General features: G+C 68.8%; 21 protein-coding genes. 7 read left to right on the top strand and 14 right to left on the bottom strand.

Going from position 1 to position 18,105, the window contains the following annotated elements:
* Positions 1-64: 64 nt before the first annotated feature.
* Positions 65-1,564 carry a MobQ family relaxase gene (gene mobQ, locus ABDW31_RS23100; RefSeq protein ID WP_343699646.1) on the bottom strand — a complete coding sequence of 500 codons (1,500 nt, stop codon included), beginning with the start codon at positions 1,562-1,564 and terminating at the stop codon, positions 65-67.
* A gap of 237 nt (positions 1,565-1,801) precedes the next feature.
* On the opposite strand from mobQ, the gene ABDW31_RS23095 reads away from it, so the two are divergent.
* Positions 1,802-2,359 (top strand): hypothetical protein, encoded by a 558-nt coding sequence (locus ABDW31_RS23095; RefSeq protein WP_343699645.1) that lies wholly within the window; start codon positions 1,802-1,804, stop codon positions 2,357-2,359.
* On the opposite strand, the gene ABDW31_RS23090 is transcribed toward ABDW31_RS23095, so the two are convergent.
* The 12 genes from ABDW31_RS23090 to ABDW31_RS23035 form a co-directional block, all read right to left on the bottom strand.
* Entirely contained in the window at positions 2,356-2,700 is a 345-nt protein-coding gene (locus tag ABDW31_RS23090) for a hypothetical protein (RefSeq protein WP_343699644.1), read from the bottom strand. The genes ABDW31_RS23095 and ABDW31_RS23090 overlap by 4 nt on opposite strands.
* Before the next feature lie 378 nt (positions 2,701-3,078).
* A complete protein-coding gene (locus ABDW31_RS23085; protein ID WP_343699643.1) occupies positions 3,079-3,312 on the bottom strand; it encodes a hypothetical protein in 234 nt (77 codons plus the stop codon).
* A gap of 206 nt (positions 3,313-3,518) precedes the next feature.
* Positions 3,519-4,277: a cell wall hydrolase gene (locus tag ABDW31_RS23080; protein WP_343699642.1), complete on the bottom strand. Its 759-nt coding sequence runs from the start codon at positions 4,275-4,277 to the stop codon at positions 3,519-3,521.
* The gene (locus ABDW31_RS23075; protein WP_343699641.1) at positions 4,274-4,786 is read right to left on the bottom strand and encodes a S26 family signal peptidase; all 513 of its coding nucleotides are present in this window, start codon (positions 4,784-4,786) and stop codon (positions 4,274-4,276) included. Before ABDW31_RS23075 ends, ABDW31_RS23080 begins: the two co-directional genes overlap by 4 nt.
* 1,059 nt (positions 4,787-5,845) lie before the next feature.
* Entirely contained in the window at positions 5,846-6,814 is a 969-nt protein-coding gene (locus ABDW31_RS23070) for a replication initiator protein A (protein WP_343699640.1), read from the bottom strand.
* A 143-nt stretch (positions 6,815-6,957) separates the two neighbouring features.
* Positions 6,958-7,449, bottom strand: a complete 492-nt coding sequence (locus ABDW31_RS23065; RefSeq protein ID WP_343699639.1) for a hypothetical protein — start codon at positions 7,447-7,449, stop codon at positions 6,958-6,960.
* Between the two features lie 17 nt (positions 7,450-7,466).
* Positions 7,467-8,126 carry a ParA family protein gene (locus ABDW31_RS23060; RefSeq protein ID WP_343699638.1) on the bottom strand — a complete coding sequence of 220 codons (660 nt, stop codon included), beginning with the start codon at positions 8,124-8,126 and terminating at the stop codon, positions 7,467-7,469.
* 490 nt (positions 8,127-8,616) lie between these two features.
* Positions 8,617-9,624: a helix-turn-helix domain-containing protein gene (locus ABDW31_RS23055; protein ID WP_343699637.1), complete on the bottom strand. Its 1,008-nt coding sequence runs from the start codon at positions 9,622-9,624 to the stop codon at positions 8,617-8,619.
* A 212-nt stretch (positions 9,625-9,836) separates the two neighbouring features.
* Positions 9,837-10,214, bottom strand: coding sequence for a single-stranded DNA-binding protein (gene ssb / locus ABDW31_RS23050; protein WP_343699636.1), 378 nt, complete (start codon positions 10,212-10,214; stop codon positions 9,837-9,839).
* 738 nt (positions 10,215-10,952) lie between these two features.
* The gene (locus ABDW31_RS23045) at positions 10,953-11,372 is read right to left on the bottom strand and encodes a helix-turn-helix transcriptional regulator (protein ID WP_343699635.1); all 420 of its coding nucleotides are present in this window, start codon (positions 11,370-11,372) and stop codon (positions 10,953-10,955) included.
* Positions 11,373-11,543: 171 nt separating this feature from the next.
* Positions 11,544-12,476: a DUF2493 domain-containing protein gene (locus tag ABDW31_RS23040; protein ID WP_343699634.1), complete on the bottom strand. Its 933-nt coding sequence runs from the start codon at positions 12,474-12,476 to the stop codon at positions 11,544-11,546.
* A 171-nt stretch (positions 12,477-12,647) separates the two neighbouring features.
* A complete protein-coding gene (locus tag ABDW31_RS23035) occupies positions 12,648-13,169 on the bottom strand; it encodes a GcrA family cell cycle regulator (protein ID WP_343699633.1) in 522 nt (173 codons plus the stop codon).
* 284 nt (positions 13,170-13,453) lie between these two features.
* Here ABDW31_RS23035 and ABDW31_RS23030 point away from each other — a divergent pair, with 284 nt between their 5' ends.
* The 5 genes from ABDW31_RS23030 to ABDW31_RS23010 are packed head-to-tail and all read left to right on the top strand — an operon-like array spanning position 13,454 to position 16,090.
* Positions 13,454-14,242 (top strand): hypothetical protein, encoded by a 789-nt coding sequence (locus ABDW31_RS23030; protein ID WP_343699632.1) that lies wholly within the window; start codon positions 13,454-13,456, stop codon positions 14,240-14,242.
* Between the two features lie 58 nt (positions 14,243-14,300).
* The gene (locus ABDW31_RS23025; protein ID WP_343699631.1) at positions 14,301-15,224 is read left to right on the top strand and encodes a HEPN domain-containing protein; all 924 of its coding nucleotides are present in this window, start codon (positions 14,301-14,303) and stop codon (positions 15,222-15,224) included.
* Between the two features lie 9 nt (positions 15,225-15,233).
* A complete protein-coding gene (locus ABDW31_RS23020) occupies positions 15,234-15,449 on the top strand; it encodes a hypothetical protein (protein WP_343699630.1) in 216 nt (71 codons plus the stop codon).
* 29 nt (positions 15,450-15,478) lie between these two features.
* A complete protein-coding gene (locus ABDW31_RS23015; RefSeq protein ID WP_343699629.1) occupies positions 15,479-15,688 on the top strand; it encodes a hypothetical protein in 210 nt (69 codons plus the stop codon).
* A 33-nt stretch (positions 15,689-15,721) separates the two neighbouring features.
* Positions 15,722-16,090 (top strand): hypothetical protein, encoded by a 369-nt coding sequence (locus ABDW31_RS23010; protein WP_343699628.1) that lies wholly within the window; start codon positions 15,722-15,724, stop codon positions 16,088-16,090.
* A 136-nt stretch (positions 16,091-16,226) separates the two neighbouring features.
* Here the strand turns inward: ABDW31_RS23010 and ABDW31_RS23005 are convergent, their stop codons facing one another.
* Positions 16,227-17,081: an Abi family protein gene (locus ABDW31_RS23005; RefSeq protein ID WP_343699627.1), complete on the bottom strand. Its 855-nt coding sequence runs from the start codon at positions 17,079-17,081 to the stop codon at positions 16,227-16,229.
* Between the two features lie 512 nt (positions 17,082-17,593).
* Between ABDW31_RS23005 and ABDW31_RS23000 the strand changes: the two genes are divergently transcribed.
* Positions 17,594-18,091: a helix-turn-helix domain-containing protein gene (locus ABDW31_RS23000; protein WP_343699626.1), complete on the top strand. Its 498-nt coding sequence runs from the start codon at positions 17,594-17,596 to the stop codon at positions 18,089-18,091.
* The last annotated feature ends 14 nt before the right edge of the window (positions 18,092-18,105 follow it).

Raw genomic sequence — 18,105 nt, 5'->3', positions numbered from 1 at the left:
AGATCAGTCGACGCCGGCGGCCAATTCCGCAATTCTCTAGGGGTCGCCCCGGCCTGCGCTGGCGCTATCGCTCAGGTCCGATGCCGGGGATCTTGCCCTGGACCAGCGCCATCACCTTGCTCAGGGCCCGCTCCTGGGCGACCGGCGCGTGCGCCTTGACCACATCGACGACGCGGCGATCGACCTCCCGCACGGCTTGACCAACGCCAAGATCCATCCTTGTCGGCGCGACCATGCTGTCATGTCCAAGCTCGCGGGCCACCAGGAGCTTGACCCGCGTGCGGGCCACAGCCTCGATCCGGCGGTCGGCGCGCTTGATCTTGCGCTCGAGGGTCCGGGCTTCGCGCCGCGCATCCGCCGCCGCCTGCCGCGGAGGATCCAGGCGTGATGCGAGATAGGCCTGGCCAGCCTCGCTGCGCAGCCACTCCTGGCGAACCTTGAGGTCGATTTCCGCGCGCCGGTCCGCCGCCCGCGCGCGATCGATCGCGTTCAGTTCGGCATGCGCCGCCCAGATCATCCGGGCCGGGTTTCGGACCCATCGCATCAGGCTCTGGCGACGCGCCCTGCCCCGCTCGATCCGGTTCTGGGTCCAGTCCAGCCGCCGGGCCGCCATCGCCCGCCGCGAGAAGGCGTCGCCCATCACCTCGCTCACCACGGACCGTGCCGTCGGGACCTCGATCGGCGCGGCGACGCGCGCCTGGGCGCGGGCCCAGCTGTCGCGCTCACGAACCATGGACTGGTGGATGGCCTCGAACTCACGGATCACCGCATCGATCGGATAGGCCTGGCGCGGACGCCCCGCCGCCATCTGGTCCTCCAGCTCGCGCACCTGGCCTGGGCGCGTTTGGCGCTCGGCGTTGCGGGTCTGGACCCGGCGGTTGATGTCACCACGATCGGACGCCTCGCCGCGTCGCTCCATCCCCGAGGCGGCCGGTCCCAGGTGGATGGTCGGCTCCTGGTCCAGGCCCTGGTCGTTCAGGCTGCGGCTAGTGACCTGCGGCGCCTCCTGACCAAGATGCTGGCGCAGATGCAGGTTCTGGATCTGCTCCCACTCCAGGCGCAGCGCTTTCACTGCATCCGGGTTGTCCCACTCCCGAGCCTTCAAGCCGAAGCCTTCCGGGCCAACACGGCGGGTCGTCACCAGGATGTGGGCATGATGGTTTCGCTCATCGCCGTGGGCGTCGGGATAGTGGATGCCGTAGTCGGCGATCATGCCCTTGCCGACCAGGCTCTCGGCGATGAAGGCGCGGACGAGGTCATGGCGTTGATCGTCCGACAGCTCGTGGGGCAGCGACACCAGGATCTCGCGGGCGGTGCGCGAGTCCGCGCGCTTGTCGGCCGCCTCGGCCGCGTTCCATAGCCGCTCGCGGTTCTGCAGCTCAGCGGGCGCGGCGTCCGGAGCCATGATCCCGCTGAAGGCCACCCCGCCCTTGTCGGTGTAGTCGAACACCATTTCGAGGCGCTCGTCGAAGAGCTTGCCGGCGGCGCGATAGGCCGACGCGGCCACGGCCGAGCGGCCGTCGCTGCGTTTGATCGCCTTCATCTCCAGCCGATAGTGGGCCACTGGATCCTTCCCTTGCTGGGCGTGGAGCGCCCGATCTTCTAGCCGCGCAGCGAACGGGATCGCTAAGGGGCTTGCCCCTTGGCTCGACGCCAGACGACGCCCCGATCTTTCGGCGTCGGCGGGCTGCCGGGTCTCCCGGTCGCAGGCATTGCAACGCAACGCATAACTGCGCCCTTGTCACTAAGTGCTGAGAAGGGGTACGCTCAATCCGTCGTCAGTTCAAGCCGAAGCCTTTCGATGGACGCCGCCTTCAGACCTAAGCGCGCTCCCCGCCGCGCTCCCGAAAGCCCAGCCGCCAAGGCGCGTCGGCTGCAGAACCTCGCCGTGCAGCTGGCCGACCGCGAGCACCGCGCCAAGTCGGCTCTGGCCAACCTGACCGGCGCCCTGCCCCGGCATCGCGGGCATGTGACGCGGCTCGATCAGATCGAGGACGAAGGACGCCGCCTTCAGGTCTGGAGGGCCAGGGTCGAGCGCCTCGAAGCCCTGCTCGATCAAACCGAGCGCAAGCGCGAGACCCGCGCCAAGATCGTGCTGGGCGGCGCGCTGCTGGCCGAGGCGCGGGCCGATGACGAGGGCGCGGCGCTGATGGCGCGACTGCTCGACGTGCTCGATCGACGGGTCAGTCGCCCCCGAGATCGCAAGGCCCTGGCCGATACGCTCGGGCTGGCCATTGCGCCGCTGCCAGGCGCGCCGGCGCCGTCCCTGCCGGATTTCGACGCCATGGCGCGGGCGAGGTTGGAGGGCGCGGCCGCAGAGCCAGGCGCTGAGGGTCGCGGGCGCAAAAAGGGGGCTTAGCGCGCCCCCTCCTCCGCGTTTGCCCACCGCTCGAACATCGCGTCCAGGGCCTCGTCGCATTCGGCTTGCAGCTGCTCGGCCGACTTGCTGTTGGCCGGAAAGGCCACATCCAAGGCCCAGACCGTCATGTGGTCGAATGCAATGGCCCAGGACAGTTTCGGGTCGGCCCGGTCGGCCTGCAACTGGGTACGGGCCTCGGCCTCGTCGTCGGTCCAGCGCCGGATGAAGCCGCCGCCGGAGAGATGAAGCGTGTTGCTATATCGCGGCATGCCGCTGGCCAGATGCTGGGCGATCAGGTCGTCGTCGATGTGATCGAACGTGGTCTTGGTGAACTCGAACATGGGACATCTCCGGCTAGGCCGACGCTCCCCTTGAGCGCCTTTGTCCCTTCCCCGCTGTCGGGCCCCGGCCAGTCACCGGAGGGGTCGCGCTCGCGCGGCCCCGGAGGGAAACCCGCGCAGCGGGTTGACGGGCTGGGTGACAGGGTAGGATTGGAAGAGGCGCCTCCAGGCTCAGTAGCCGAAGCCGCGCCGTCGCCAGTCGACGGCGACGAGCGCCATCAAGGCGCTCGCCAGCGAGGCGGGCCCTCGGGTGGACGCCGAGGCGACCGGGACCTGGCGCCCTGCGCCAGGCCCGTGGAGACGAGCGGGCGCCGAGGCTCAGGAAGGGCGCGCCCCGATGAGGCGCAACCCTGGCCCAGCGTCAGGCAAGGAGAGGGCTCACGCCCCCTCCCCGCCGCGCGACTTGCCGACCAGCGCCTGGCAGAGGGCGAGATAGGCCATGGCCACCAGATCGACCGCCAGCAGCGCCCCGAAGAGCACCAGGGCCTTGGGACCGGCTGGACGCCCGATGAAGAAGGACGCCGTCAGCCCAAGGCAGGCGAAGAAGCCGACGACGAGGGTCAGCTTGAACCCGATCAGGACGATGAGCTTTTCAGTGCGCGTGAAGGTCATGGGTCTGGTCTCCGATCGACGCTCCCGATGAGCGTCTTCGTCGACCGGGCCTGTCGGGCCCCGGACCGTCACCGTCCGCGCCCCGCGCGGCGGGACACCCGCGCCAGCGGGTTGACGGACCGGGTGACAGGGCAGGATCGGCAGAAGCGTTCGCGGGCTCGGGCAGCCCATACCCTCAGCAGCCTGCCAAGGCGCGGTTCGGTCGCTCAGGGTTGGGGCGCGGCGAGCCGTGCGGGGTCTTCGACGATCTCGCCGGTCGGCAGCACGATCAGGCCGCGCGGACCCGCGGCGGCCAGCGCCGGGGACCCGGGCGCTGGGACCGCGACAATGATCGTATCGGGCGAACGCCCCTGATCGGGAAAGATCGCGCCACCCGCCGGCGCGAGGGGATCGACCGGGGCGGCAGCCGTCCCGCCCCCCTGGTCCGGGTAGAAGGCGTGGTCGCCAATCACCACGCTGGGCGCGGCCCCGCCGAAGTGCACCAGGCGGGGCGACACCGTGCCGGCCGCCGCGCGCGCGGCCACGATCTTGGGGTTCTGGAAAAAGAGCGCCCCACCCGTCAGATCCGGCAGCCGCCCCTCCAGGGCCAGGTTCAGGATGGTGTCGATACGCGCGCGCTCGGCCGGACGCACCGCCGGCAGGGCGCGCCAGTCGCCGCCGGCGCGCAGCACCGGCTCGAACTGGGCGCGGGCGTTGACGACCTGGTCGATACTCTCCCCCCAGCGCCCGGCGGAGAGCCGGTTGAGGATGGTGTAGACCACCCCGGCAAGGCCACTGTCGCCCTGTCCGGCCGCCTCGGCCCAGGTCACCCGGGCGATGGCGTCGCGCGCCCCGGGCGCCTCCACCACGGCCCGCAGCCGCGCAAGGTCCGGCCGCTCGGCGGAGACCTGGCCCCAGGCGCAAGCGGGAGCCGCCGACAGGGTGACGAGGGCCAGCGCGCCGGCGAGGACCCGCCCCTGGCTCACGAAGGCCTCCCTGAGGTGAGAAGCGGCGTGTAGACGCCGAGGATCTCCGCCCGATGGACAGGACCGTAGTAGCGGCTGTCGAAACTGTTGGGGATCCGCGTCGAGAGCACGAAGACCTCGTCGGCCGCCAGGCGCCGGCAATCGCGCCATTGCGGTAGGAGACGACCGCGCCGATCGAACCGCGCCGCGGCCGGCCAGACCTGGTCGTTGACGAGCACGCGCCGCTCGTTGGCGCAGACGAGATCCCCTTCCCCGCCGCGCACGGCTTTGAGGATGCTCGTGCGTGCGCGCTCGGGCATGGCGTCTGCGACATAGGGATAGGCGCCGGGCGGCGGACGGAAGGCGATGATCCGCCCGACCGCCGGCGAACGAGGCGAGCGAATATAGAGTCCGGTCGGCTCGCTGGGCGAGGTGTTGACCAGGACCATCGGCGCCGGTGTGAAGGCTTGGACCGCCGCGATCGGCGCGGGGATCAGGCCGAGCAAGGCGATGCGGAACCCTCGATGCATGGCCAAGGCTCTCACCAGGCCCATAGCTTCGGCAATTCCGGAGAAATCGGGGGTCGGTGGGACTTCTCGGGTTTCCCCGGCCTGGGTCGCAGACCCCGAGCCGGGGAAACAGGGCCCCTCTTTTGGCCCTGTGTTTCCCGGCGGCGCCTCAGCTGCGCCGTTAGAGATAGTGTTATGTACAAAGTTAGATAAGTTAAGTGGCCCGGAAGGGTTGAAAACCCCATATTTTCCCGTGGTTTGTCGAAACCCCGAGTGGGCGATCCCCCGTGGATTGGTGTCTGTTCCCCCGAAGGTCGGGTGGGCGTTCCCCCGCGTGGCGCGTGGGTGAAATCCCGTGCTGTCCACAGGCTGGACCGGTGGGCGAAACACCGAACCCGGCCAGAAGACCCTCCGGTGGGCGAAACCCCGACGCTTCCAGGCCGCTGAGGTCGCAAAGTCCCCGCCAAATGGGCGCTTTGTCGATCGGGCGTACCTACGAGGGGACAAAACTCCGCCCTTGGATGGCCCAGCGCTTCCGCGAAGGCGCCTCGGTGGGCGAAACCCCGACATCCGGACCGGTTGCGGTGTGCGAAACCCCGAAGCCAAGCCGAGTGCACGGTGGGTGAAACCCCGAAGCGGCGCCCGAGCGTGCGGTGTGCGAAACCCCGAACGATGAGCGCGTCCATGGTGTGTGAAACCCCGTCGCGACGCCCTCGCCTCGGGTGTGTGAAACCCCGAGGGGCGGCCCCTCCCCCGGTGGGCGTTCCCCCGACAGATCAGAGACGTGCCGGTGGGTGAAACCCCGAAGGAAGGCCAAGATGGTGTGCGAAACCCCGACGAACCGGGTCCTATCGGGTGTGTGAAACCCCGACGAGTCCCTTCGACGGCCGCAGCCGGCGTTTTCGGGCTGAAAATCGACGTCAGCGCCCGGTTTTAACCCGCTGTTTACCAATTTGGCGGGCGCCGAGGGCGACTCTGGTGTGTGAAAGACCGTCCCTCAGGGCCGAAACGCCACTTGAGGTCTTCGCAACAAGCGCTTGAAAATATGAGGAATCGGCAATTGCGGTGTGCGATAGACCGTTAGTGGTCGTCGCGCACGACCCGGCGCTTGGTCCAGGGCTCCATCAGCCCATCGAGCTCGACAGCGCGACGATCTTCCCGCTCCCGGCGGGCCCGCGTGGCCGTCTCGACCTCCAGCTCGGCCTGGACCTGGAGGCGCTCGACGACCGAGCGGCGGATGAACCGCACCGCCTGGGAGCCGTCGCCGGCCGTCGTATAGGCCATGTCGTATTCGGGCAGGTCGTTGGCCTCGACGATCTTGCGCAGCATGCGCGCAAATTCCTTGGGCGCGCTGTCGGACCCGCTCTTTTCGTGCAGCAGGCTGACCCGGCAGGTCCAGCCGTCATCCTGGTCGCCGGCGTGCTTGCGCGCGATGCGGTAGATGATGCGCTCGAGACCGCCGGAGATCTGGAAGTAGTCGGGGTGCATGGTCAGCACCGCCTTCTCGTTCATGATCCCTTCCCAGACCCAGTTCGACAGCACGATGCGCAGCGCGACCGGGTTGCCCTGGCCGTCGGTCTCCACGCCCCATTCGTCCAGCCAGCTGAAGCGCGCGTCGTGGCCCTTGCGGGGCCGGCGGATGGAGGTGTGGATCGACGTGGTCGCGAGGCGATCCAGCGCCGCCTTCAGGTCGGCATAGCCCTTGCCGCCGGTGTCGCGCTGAATGGTGCGCAAGAGGTCGTAGGCGGTGACGTGCAGGGTCCTGGGCACGTCGTTGCGGCCCTCGGCCTTCATGCGGTTGAGCGCGCTGGTCGCCCAGATCAGGATGTCGGCGTCCCAGATGGTGGCCATGCCGTAGGCGGGCATCGCCTCGACCTTCACGGTGACCTCGCCGTCGGCGCTCTTGTACTCGATGGGCTTGAGGCGCTTGCGCTTCTGTAGCGAGAAGAACGGCCGCTCCATCGTCTCGCGCTGATCCTTCAGCGAAAGATCGCGCATCAACGGAATGAAGAGGTCGAACTGGTTCTTGCTGTCTTTGGGGGCCGTCATGCGCCCTGCCCTACTTTCGATTGGTCCGACCTAACGCGATTCGTCGGCGTACTGGCCGTCACGCCGAACCTGCAACGTTCGGTCCGAGGTCTTGGGGAGATGGGTAAAGCCGAACTTCCCTATTTCCCCCTTTCCACACTTACCTACTTCTTGGCCCGGCGACCGTCCTGGGGAAGGTTGACCAGGTCGATGGGGTAGCCCTTGGCGGCCAGGGCCTCGAGGATGATGTACTTCACCGTCACCCGTCGCTGGACCGCGTCCAGCTTCAGCGCCGTGGAGAGCTCGTCGGAGATCGCGAACTTGATCGAGGTCTCGCGGTCCTCGAAGGCCGGCGCGGGCTCCACCTTCGCCGTCTTGGGCTTGGGCGCGATCTTGGTGACCGGGGCCGGAGCGACCGGAGCCGGCTGCGCGGCCCGAGGCGCGACGACGGGGGCCGGCGCGGGCGCCGGCACGGGCTTGGCGGCCGCGGCGACGGGAGCCTGAGCCTCCGGCGGCGCGGCCTCCTCGGCGCTGGTCTTGCGGGTGAAGCCCAGGTCGCGGGTCGCCTCCTGCAGCGCCTCGGCGCTACCGGCGGGATTGATCGGCCGCGGACGGGGCGCGGGTTGGAAACTCGGGCGGGTCGTCTTGTCGGTCATGGTCCTCCCCTCCCCTATCAGGCCGCCTGGGCCTGGCGGGCGAGCGCCTCGAGAAGCTCGGCCAGCACGGCGGCGATCTCCTTGGCGGCCTTCGGCTCGCCGCCAGGCGCGCTCGGGGTCATGCCGGTGAAGTGGATCTGCTGATAGGCGGCGCGCTGGATGACCTCGGTGTTGAGCACCGGGATGTCGTTGTCGCGGATCTCTTGGCGGGCATGGCCGGCCACCCGGCTATAGAGCGGGTTCATCTGGCTGAACACGACACGCGCGGGGATGCCGCGCTTGAGCATCTTTTCGGCGCGCTTGACCACCTCGTAGGTGCGATAGACCTCCTGCAGGTCCATGCCCGAGATCTTGGTCGGGATCAGAACCATGTCGCTTTCGGCGATGGCGTAGGTCACTGCCTGCGAGGCGGCCCCTTCCAGGTCCACGAACACCAGGGCGTACTCGCTGGCGGCGTTGGCGATGACGTCCTGGATCTTGGTCTCGTTGGCCTCGCTGATGACGGTGACCTTGCAGTCGTCGCCGGCGCGCTCGCGCCAGCTGGCGACGTGTCCGTTGGGATCGCCGTCGACGATGGCAACCGAGCCCCCCTGGCGGGCGAAGGCGTCGGCCAGACACATCACGAGCGTGGTCTTGCCGACCCCGCCCTTCGTCGAACACACGCTGATGACCGCCATGGGGAATTCCCTTCAGTGGAAATGGACAAGAGGACATTTCGGCGCTTGGGGAAGACCCCATTTGCTCACTTGAGGATATGGGGAAAGGGTGAACATCCCTTTAACCCAAGTCCGCATTTCACCTTTTGGGTAAGCGTGGAAACCCGCTTTTCCACAGAAACGCATCACCGGTTTTCCACATCCGAGATTTTGCCCAGGCGTGGACACCCACACTTCCGCAACGCCGCACTTACACAAGCGCACTTTCACCCAAAACCGGAGAAGCGGAAATTCACAAAAGCGGGAACGCGGAGATGCTGATTTCCACAAAAGGGGAACTTCCCCATTTACCCCTTACCACTTTCGTGGAGGTGGGGACCTGAGGTCTTCCGCATCACCGGCGATCCTCATTGCCCCTTGGTGAGGCGCTTCGCCTGGGCCGGCAAGTCCACGCTTCCACGAGAGGGCAAGTCCACACTTCCACATTTACCCATGAGCGACGGGCACGAGGCTAGAGCCGCCAGGCCCGATAGCGCGAGCGCCCGCTGACCTCCATCAGGGACGAGCCCAGGCCGCTCAGCAGCCGGCGCGCCGAGTGAGGGGCCACACCCAGATGCTCGGCCGCCATGGGGGCGCTGACCAGGGGCCTGGCCAGCAGCAGGTCGAGCAGGTCACCAGCCCGGTCATTGGCGCGGCGATCACCGATCCTGCGAAGCACCACCTGTCGCGCGAGCTCCAGGCGCTTCATCTCCGCCAGGCCCGTTTCAGCGCCGACCGTCATGATCCTCAGCCAATAGGCCAACCGCACCGGGATCGGAGCCATAAAGCCGCGCGGAGGCTGAAGGTGGGTCCGGCGCGCGGTCTCGAAACCAAGCAGGCAAGCGCGCGTCCGCCCCGAGAGTTTCAGCGCCTGGGCGACCATGACGCCGCCGACGAAGTTCTGACGGGGCAGGGGATTGACCAGGCGCCACCCCTCGACCGCCGCGGCGGCCCTGAGCAGGGCCGGGGCGCGCTCGGGAAGGCCATGGCTCCAGGCTACCCATTCGGCGATGGCCTCGTCCGGATCGGCCGTCTCGCCCCGGCTCAACGTGCGCAGCTGATGGACGAGCTCGGCGACGAGGTCCCGCGCCTGGCTCTCGCTGGAAGGCTGCGGCGGATCGGGCAGGGGCGGCGCACCCTGGGGCGCGCCGCCGCGCCGGCCCGCCAGCCAGGCCGCGCCCTGCGCCGACTGCAGCTCCGCCCCGGCCCGGCGCGCCTTGCGACGGGCGCGCACGACGCCGTAGGTGGCGCGCAGCATCTGGTCGGGGAGGCGCGCGTCCATCTCCGCGTCGTGGAGCACCAGGTCCTCCATGTCGACGATCTCGCCGCTGACCCAACCCCAGGCGTGGGCCTCGTTGAAGTCGATGCGCGCGGCCCAGCCCTCGGCGAAGGCGCAGGCCTGGGCGCGCGCATCGACTCGGCTGACCATGTCCTCGGCCCGCGCGAGCGCCAGAAACAGGGCTTCGGCAGAAGCGTCCAAAAAGCCCTCCGAGGGGCGTCAAAACCCCGAACCTATGTGACGCACATTTATAGGCCTTAAGTGTGCGTTACGCCACTGGCGTCCACCGTTGAGTTCGGTCCGCCGACGGGTCGGGCGCCGCCGCGCCCGGTCATGGCGGCTGACCGACCGTCTTCACTGTGAGACGACGAAACCCCGCCCCGGACGGTTCCGGGGCGGGGCGGCGCCGATCGTCAGGCTTCTTCCTCGGCCGCCGGCTCGGGATTGGTCTCGGGACGATCGAGCGACTTCAGCTCGTGCCCCGGGCCGGCGACCACCACCTTGGTGAAGTAGCGCTCCTGGCCGTCCTTGTCGGTGTAGTGCTCGTTGCGGATCTCGCCTTCGACATAGACCTTCGAGCCCTTCGGCAGGGGCCGCGAGGACAGCCACTTGACGGTCGCCGGGCTCCAGATCTCGACCGTGTGCCAGGTGGTGAAGTCCTGACGGTCGCCGTTCTTCTTGGTGTAGCGGCTGGTGGCGACCCGCAGGACCGCCAGGGCCTTGCCGCCCGAGGTGGCGCGGATTTCAGCGTCGGCGCCGGTGAAGCCGATCATTTGAACCTTGTTCAGCATGGTCTCTCTCCGTCTTCCGCCGGGAAGGGCCCCGGCGGCTCGCGGTCCCTGCCGCGATCACGCGTCCTGGAAGGGCGGGGCAGGAGGGCCGGGCCAAAGCCCGCGGTCGGTGGACACCGGCCTGCACGGAGCACAGCGAAGGAAGGCCGGAGGCTCCGCCGGCCCGCGCCTCGCCGCGCGAGGTCGGCTTTGACCCGGCCCGCCCCGCCCTAGGGATGGCGTGAGCGATCGCGCGGGTCCGCACGGCGCTCCGGGCCAGGAGCCGAAGACGTCGAAGACGCTCTGGACGAGGGGCTGATCACTCGCACGGCGACGACCCGATCCATCCCACCTTGCGGCACGGTCGCGATCCGCTGGGCGCCCGCCTCGCCAACCAAATTGATGGAGACGCGGGCTCCGGCCGCCAGGGCGAGATCACGCCCGTGCGCCCGCGTGGCGGCCTTGGCCCTGAACCGAGCGCGGACGGTCTCGTCGACGGCGCGCAGGGCGCTGCGCACAACGGCCGGCGCTCTAGGAGCTGAGGGGATCGTCCGCGCGGCCTCGGCGACGCGCTGGAGCGTCCATCGCCGATACCGGACGGAGAGGGGGAGGAGAGGGAAGGCGGCGCAGCGCCGCGTTTCCGGAGGCCCAGGGACGAGGGGAGGGGGCCGATGTGAACGAATCGCCAACCGCTACAGCTAGGGTGACGTCTCCGTCACAGCGGTAGATGTTGCATTCCGTTCCTGATCGGTTCCGGCGCTAGACGGGCTCGTCCGCCATGGCCCGAACGAGCTGAAGAACTTGCCGGCGCACGCGCCCAGGCCCGATACGGGCGAAGTTTTCGGCAAGCTCGAACCCTTCTGGCGTGCTCAAGAAGCTGTCCACGGCGCGGACAGCGACCGCGTCGGCGGCGTCGGCCTGGTCATCGGCCGGGTCGGCCAGGCCTTCGAAGAAATAGGCGATCGGCGCCTTCAGGAACGCGGCGATCTCGTAGAGCTTGGAGGCGCTGATCCGATTGGCGCCACGCTCGTACTTCTGGATCTGCTGGAAGGTCAGCTTCAAAGCCGAGGCCAGTTGCTCCTGGCTGACCCCGGCGACCTTGCGCCGGGTGCGCACGCGCGCCCCGACATGCAGATCGATGGGATTGGGCGGTCGGGAATCGGGGGGAGAGGTGGCCACTGTTACTCGGTCCTTCGTCTAGCGTCGCTGGGCTTTCGCGGCGGCAAGCGCTGGCCGAAACAAAAACCTCCGGGGTTGGGTTTTCAACCCTAACGTTCTCCAGGGACGAGGCGGCGCGCCCGACCCGCACGAAAGCGGCGCGACGACCCATCGGCCGCCGCGCCGCTGTCTTCAGGCCCGCAGCTTCACCGAAACGCAGCGGATACCGCGCTCGGCCGCCTTCTGGGCCAGGTTGAGGGCCGGCCCGAACGGCTTGAGGTCCGCGCCGCGCGCCGCGTCCAGCGAATTGGCCAGGGTCAGGACGCAGACCGGCTCGAGCTCCAGAAGCTCGTCATTGGCCCGGAAGGGCGCGGCCCGGCCGTTGCGATCGAAGTCGGCTCGCGCCAGCACGGTCGTGACCCCGTGCGAGCGGGCCCACTTCTGGGCCAGCTTCTCGCCGCCCCGGGCGCCGGTCACGGCCAGGGCCATGTCCGGCCAGGTCTGGCGGGCCCAGTTCAGCGCGTCGAAGATCCTGCCGGCGTCGAGCGCGGTGTCGGCGTGGGGCGCGGCCCGGAAGCCCACGACCACGGCGCCCGGGTCGACGGCGCGAGTCCGCCGCGCCTTGATGGCGCGGATCGCCTCGCGGGCCTCGATCTGGGCGGCCGACAGGCGCGAGGCCCTCACGCTCCCGCGCCAGGGCTGCCAGGCCTCGCCGGTGGCCAGACCATAGGCCTGGGCCGCGGCGTCGCGGATCATCTCCACGGCCCGGACGGCGACGTCGGCGGCGCGGGTCCGCTGCGTGGCCTCCTGCAGGTCGGTGTCGGCGACTTCCGAGCCGTTGAAATCGCGGACCTGGCGCTGGAGCTCGTCGCGGGCCCGATCGGCCTCGCGCTCGATCCGCTGGGCGGCCGAATGGAAGGCGCCGATCAGCGTCTCGGCCAGGGTGGTCTGGAAATCCTCGAGGGCCGTGTCGGCGACGAGGTCGAGCAGCTCGGTCATCACACAGTGGCCCAGCTGGACGAGGGCGTCCTCGGGCGGGTGCGGCCGCGGATCGTCCAGGGTCAGGGCCTGAGCCTCGAAGGCGGTGAGCGGGCCGGTGAGGAGGGCAGGGGCGTTGACGGTCATGGGACCAGTCCTTCGAACGGTGGGAGGGGCGAGCCCTTCGGCTCCCGACCGCCCCCCGCGCCGACGGCCCGGCCCCGGCCACAAGGGCTTTGAGCGCAGCGCCCCTTGTGGCCGGGGCCGGCCGGTGGCGAGGTCGCTGGAGCCAAGGGCCGCCGCCCCCGTCGGACCTGGTCACCCCACGATCCGGCCCCCCGCCCGCCGCCTTTCCCGCCCGCATCGGCGGTCGGGCTCGACCTGCAGGCGCGGCGGATAGGCCGCCTGGTGATGTCCTGGACAGTAGGGGCCCTGGGCGAGGACGGCCGCGCCGCAGAAGCCGAAGCCGGGGACCTTCGGATCGCCGACCGGCCAGCGGCACAGACGCCGGGTCAGCGCCGTGGCGTCGAAGATGCGGGCGATGGCTTCGACGGGCTCGGCCGGGGCCGCGCGTCTGCGAACGGCCGGCGCCGCGGGCGGGGGAGGGGGCTTTGGCGGACCCGGCCGCCTCGGCGCCTTGGCCACCGGACGGTCCGGCCGGCTGCGGCGCGGCGCGGACGGCTCCATGCGACCCGACAGCCCCAGGCGGTGGACCTTGCCGATGACGGCGTTGCGGGAGACCCCGCCGAGGGCCTTGGCGATCTCGGCGGCGCTAGAGCCGTTCAGCCAGAGGGTCTTGAGGGTTGTGACGCGCTCGGCGTTCCAGGGGGAAGACGGCATGGGAGATCCTCGTCTGCTCGCGCCTCACACGGCGCGCAGACCCACCCCCTCTCTTTCCCCTCCGGCCGGGACGGCGACCGCTACTGAGATTCTTCAGTATTGGCAGAGGCCTCACGGCCCCCTAATGGCTAGATCCTCGATCCAGGCCCCGCCCCATCGGGGCGCGCCCGGGAGGCCAGCGTTATGTCCAGGCTTCGGCTAAAGACGCTGGCGGGTGTCTATCAAGCGCCTTCTCAACTCCCGGAGCGGCTGATCGACCGGCGACACGCGGACCAAGGACCTCCATGTCGATCATCAAGGCCACGCCCTTGCTTCCCGGCGACGTGCTTCTGGAACCGGGTGATCCGAAGATCGCCGCCGGCGCCGAGGGCGGCGTCTTCGGACATGCCAGTCTGGCGGTGACCCGGCTCACCTGGATGCAGGTCGGTCTGCGCGCCATCATGCTGCAGGCCCGACCGATCGCCCGCTACCGCTCCGGGTCCGAGACGTTCATCGGCTTTGAGATCGACGGCCAGGCCCTGGTGCGCCGACGCCACGCGCCGCGGACCGCGACGGACGTCTGGGCCGAGGTCACCTCGGAGCTGGGGCGCAAATACGCCTCCCGGGTCAAGCTGCAGCAGATCAAGGATCTGATGCCCGATGCGATCGAGGCCTTGGCCCAGCCGCTAGATTACGTGCCGGAGACCGACGACCCGCTCGCCCCCGGCCGACTCTGTTCCGAGGCCTGCGCCGTGGTCCTGGGCCTGTCCGAAACCCTCATCAGTCCCGGCGCCTTGGCGCTGACCGACGAGCTGATGGATCCGCCGGGCCTCGTGGTTCCACACGCGACCTTCATCGAGGCGCACCCCCGATCGGACGAGCTCGCCGAGCTGGTCAACACCATCTCCCGCCGCGCCGCCCCCAGGCTCTCGCGCGCCTTGCAGGATTGCGCCGAGCGTCTGAAGGCGGGCGAGGACATTGACCGGGACGCCTTCTTCGCGTCGATCGAGGCTGAATTCACCGATACGGTCGGGGCCAATTCGCAGCTGGTCCGACAGATCGAAGCGCTCGAAGCCCTGATCCTGGACGCCTGACGATCGAAACGTCGCTTTTGCTTGTGACGACCGGGCGACGACGCCAGAATCGCAGGCGATGAACTCGAATCTCGACTACCTGCCCGACCGCCAGCACCGGGAGCTGGACAAGATCGTCGGCCACCTGCTGGCCGGCTTCGAGACGGCCGTGGCCGGCGGCACCCAACCGTGGCGGCGCGGGGCCAAGATCTACAAGATCATCCTGTTTGGCAGCTACGCGCGCGGCGACTTCGTCGACGAGCCGCACAACGGCTATCTCTCCGACTTCGACATCCTGGTGGTGGTCAGCGACGAGAAGCTGACCGATATCGCCGACTACTGGTACGAGACCGAGGAGAAGGTCGCCCACGACCCGTCGATTGGGCGGATCGTCAACCTGATCGTCCACGACCTTGGCGAGATCAACGCCGCCCTCGACGCGGGCCAGTACTTTTTTCGGGAGGTCATCGAGCAGGGCGTCGTCCTTTACGAGGTGCCCGGCCATGCCTTCCACCCGCCCAAGCCCCTGACGCCCCAGGCCGAACTGGACCTGGCGACGATGTACCATCGCAAGATCTTCGACACGATCCAGACCTCGTTCGAGACGGCGATCTTCCAAATGTCGAAGGGCGAGCAGCTGGACTGGCCTCACAAGGCCGCCTTCAACCTGCACCAGACGGTCGAGGCGGCCTATATCGCCATCCTGCTGCTGACCGGCTTCTACGCGCCGCGCTCGCACAACATCCTGTTCCTGCGCGGCCTGGCGGAGGCCAAGGCCCCGTCGCTGGTCCCCGTCTGGCCGCGCGACACGCGGGCGGCGCGCAAGCCGTTCGGCAAGCTCAAGCGCGCCTATGTCGACGCCCGCTACAACCAGGAAACCTTCCACATCACGCAGGACGAGCTGGAGCACCTGAAGGCCAGCGCCGAGCAGTTGATCGGCCTGGTGCGCACCGTCTGCGACCAGCGACTGGACGACCTCAAGCGCGCGGCCGGCGAGGGCTAGGACGATCCCATGGACCTGATGCTCGAGCACAACAAGGTCGCGGCGCTGAGCGTGCGCGCGGTCGGGCTGCGCGCGGCGGTCGGCGCGTTCGATCTGGTGGTTTCGACGGAGATCGCGCCGACGCCACCAAGCGCCTTTCCAGGCCAGCCCCCGGCGCCGCGTTGGATCACCATCGACGGCCTGGAACTCTACATCCACCCCCCGGCCAAAACCGCGTGCGGCTGACGACCCTGCGCGCGAGCGCGCCGACGCGCGTGGCGCAAACGAACGGCCAGGGCCAACGCACCCTCGACTTCCAGGCGCAGTTGACACCGCGCCAGATGCTCGCGCTGGAGGACCTGCGCGACGGCGGCGCCCTGGCCTTGCAGCTGCAGCCGTTCGGGGTCGGCGGGCTCGCCGACGACCTCGTCGGTCACTCGTCCCTGCAGGGCGACGGCTATCACACGATCGCGCAGTCGGACTAGATCGCGCAGCTCAAAGGCGCGGGCGCGCTTGGCGTGATCCTGCTCGAGACGAGCCTGCCGCTGTCGCTCGGCGGCAAGGACGACGCGGTGATCGCCCGCCAGCTCGAGAAGGCCGAGAACGCCTTTCACAACGGCGACTACCAGAACTGCGTCGGTACGTGCCGGCTCGCCTATGAACGACTCAAGCTCGGTCCCCAGGGAAAGCTCAAGACGCCCGCCGACCCCAAGACCATGGCCTTTCCAGAACGCCTTGAACTGCTGTTCGCCTCGGCCCGCCACGCCACGCAGCTGGCCCACCACGACGACGGCGGAGCCTTGAGCCAGCACGTCTATAGCCGCGACGAGGCGCGGCTGCTGCTGCAGGTGACGGCCGCGGCGATGACGTTCCACCTCAAGCGCTAGCCCCAGCCACAGCCCGCGTCAGGGATCGTGACCCGCCAGGGCCAAGACCCGCCGACGCGCCAGCCAGGGCGGGGCTTGGGGCGGCTCGGCCGCCTAGAGCCCGGCCGCCGAAGGCGGCGACGCCCCTTCTGCTCTATCAGTAGCCGACCTCGGCGGCCTGAACGTCCGGATAGCGGGCGAGCAGAGCCTGCACGGTCGCGACCCGACCGCCCGTCAATCCACGGCTGGTCAGCAGGTGATCGAGGCACTCCAACCGCGCCTTCAGCTTGTTAACCGGAGCGGTCGGCAGGTTCTGACGGCGCAAGCGGCTCGGTTGTTTCTGGAAGATCCGATTGAACAGTCGGTCGTGATGGGCGCAGACGTTGCGAAGATCGACCAGACACTCCAGCCAGTTGGTGAGCACCTCGTGGGTGGGCATGCCGAAGTCGTGGGCCACGGCGGCTTTTATCGGATTGGACAGAAGGGCGTAGAACCTCACGGCGGCCCCGAAGGTCAGAAATTCCTTCATGGTCCAGAATGGCGGCAGCACCGGATCGCTGTACTTGGCCATGTAGTTGTGAGCGCGCGCGTCCCTGGACTTGGCGTAGAGAGTCGACAGCTGGTCGAGGGCTACACGGCGTGAGCTGCCGTCCTTGAAGGCGTCCTCGGCCTTGTGGGGATGGCTGCCGTGTGCGCGGGTCAAGGCCTCGGACATGCTGTTGCGGAAGGCCAGCTCGAAGTCACCGCAGGCGTCGAAGCAGATTGCCCGCAGGCGCCGGTCGCAATCATATAGGTTGAGGATTTGGTTGTAGGTGGTGCCGGCTCGGAACGGCTTTCCCGGCAAATGGGTCTGGCGTCGCGCGATGAAGTAGATGCGCAGGCGCTCGTACCCGACCCGCTCGATCTTGCGGGCCGCGACATTGGGCCGAGGCACCACCAGACCGCGGGCGCGCAGATGCGCGACCCAGTCGGTGGGCGTGGCGTGCGGCTTGGTGTAGGGAGGAAGCGCCATCTCAAACGAGAAGGACCGCCCTTTTGCACTCCACCCGAAGGTGGATCGTGTGGCGGCCCGTGACCCCTTATAAATAGCCTTTCGGCCTTTAAGTTCAAGTAAAAAGGCCCGCTGGCGTCGCACGTCCGCCAGGGCGCCCACTAGACTTGGCAATATTGGCGGTCGTCGCGCTCCTGGCAAGCCGGCCGCCCCGGATGGAAATCCCGCCGATTTCGCCGTAGGATCACCGCCAACCCCGCCCGGCGGACGTTTTTTCGCGCCCACCCCGGGGCGCCAGCGCCTCCCGGGGAAGACCTCGGCGTCGCCCGCCCCCCAGGCAACCCCGTCGCCCCAGCGGGAGACCCCCACGCCCGACCAAGCAGATTGCCGCCATGCTGTATCCCGTGGGAGCTGCATGCCCTGTCGCTCATTCCCAGATTCCCGCAACCGGGGGGCGCCCGTGCCTCCCCCTCGAAGTTGCGCCGGGCCCGGCGCGGGCTCATATCGGTTTCAGCAAGACCGGAGCCGAAGCGATGAGCGCCAAGGAAAAGGGCAAGGCCGCCGACGCGGACCTGCGCACGAACGAGAAGAAGTGGTCCAAGCCTCTGATCGAGGCCGGCTACACGGTGTTCCCCACCGTGATCATCGAGAACCAGCGCCAGCTGGGCCTCGACGCCGTCGACGTCAACATCCTGATGCACCTGGCGTCCAAGTGGTGGAAGGCCGAGGGCAAGCCTTATCCCTCAAAGGGCACGATCGCCCAGGCCATGAACCTGGACCCGCGCACGGTGCAGCGCCGGATCGCGGCTCTGGAAAAGGCCGGCTATGTCCACCGCGAGGAGCGGCGAGAGACCCCGACCGGCAGCAAGACCAATATTTACCACCTGGACGGCCTGATCGCCGCGGCCAAGCCCTTCGCCGAGGAGAAGATCGCCGACATCGCCGAACGGGTGGCCATCAACAAGGCCAAGGCCGCCCGCAAGGGCGCCCCCAAGCCCAAGCTCACCCTCGTGGCCACCGAGGAGGACTAGGACCCCAGCCCTCC

It is taken from the genome of Caulobacter sp., assembly GCF_039596335.1.
Taxonomy (GTDB): domain Bacteria; phylum Pseudomonadota; class Alphaproteobacteria; order Caulobacterales; family Caulobacteraceae; genus Caulobacter.
The sequence above is the reverse complement of the archived record's forward strand: the minus strand, read 5'-3'. Positions and strand labels throughout refer to the sequence as shown.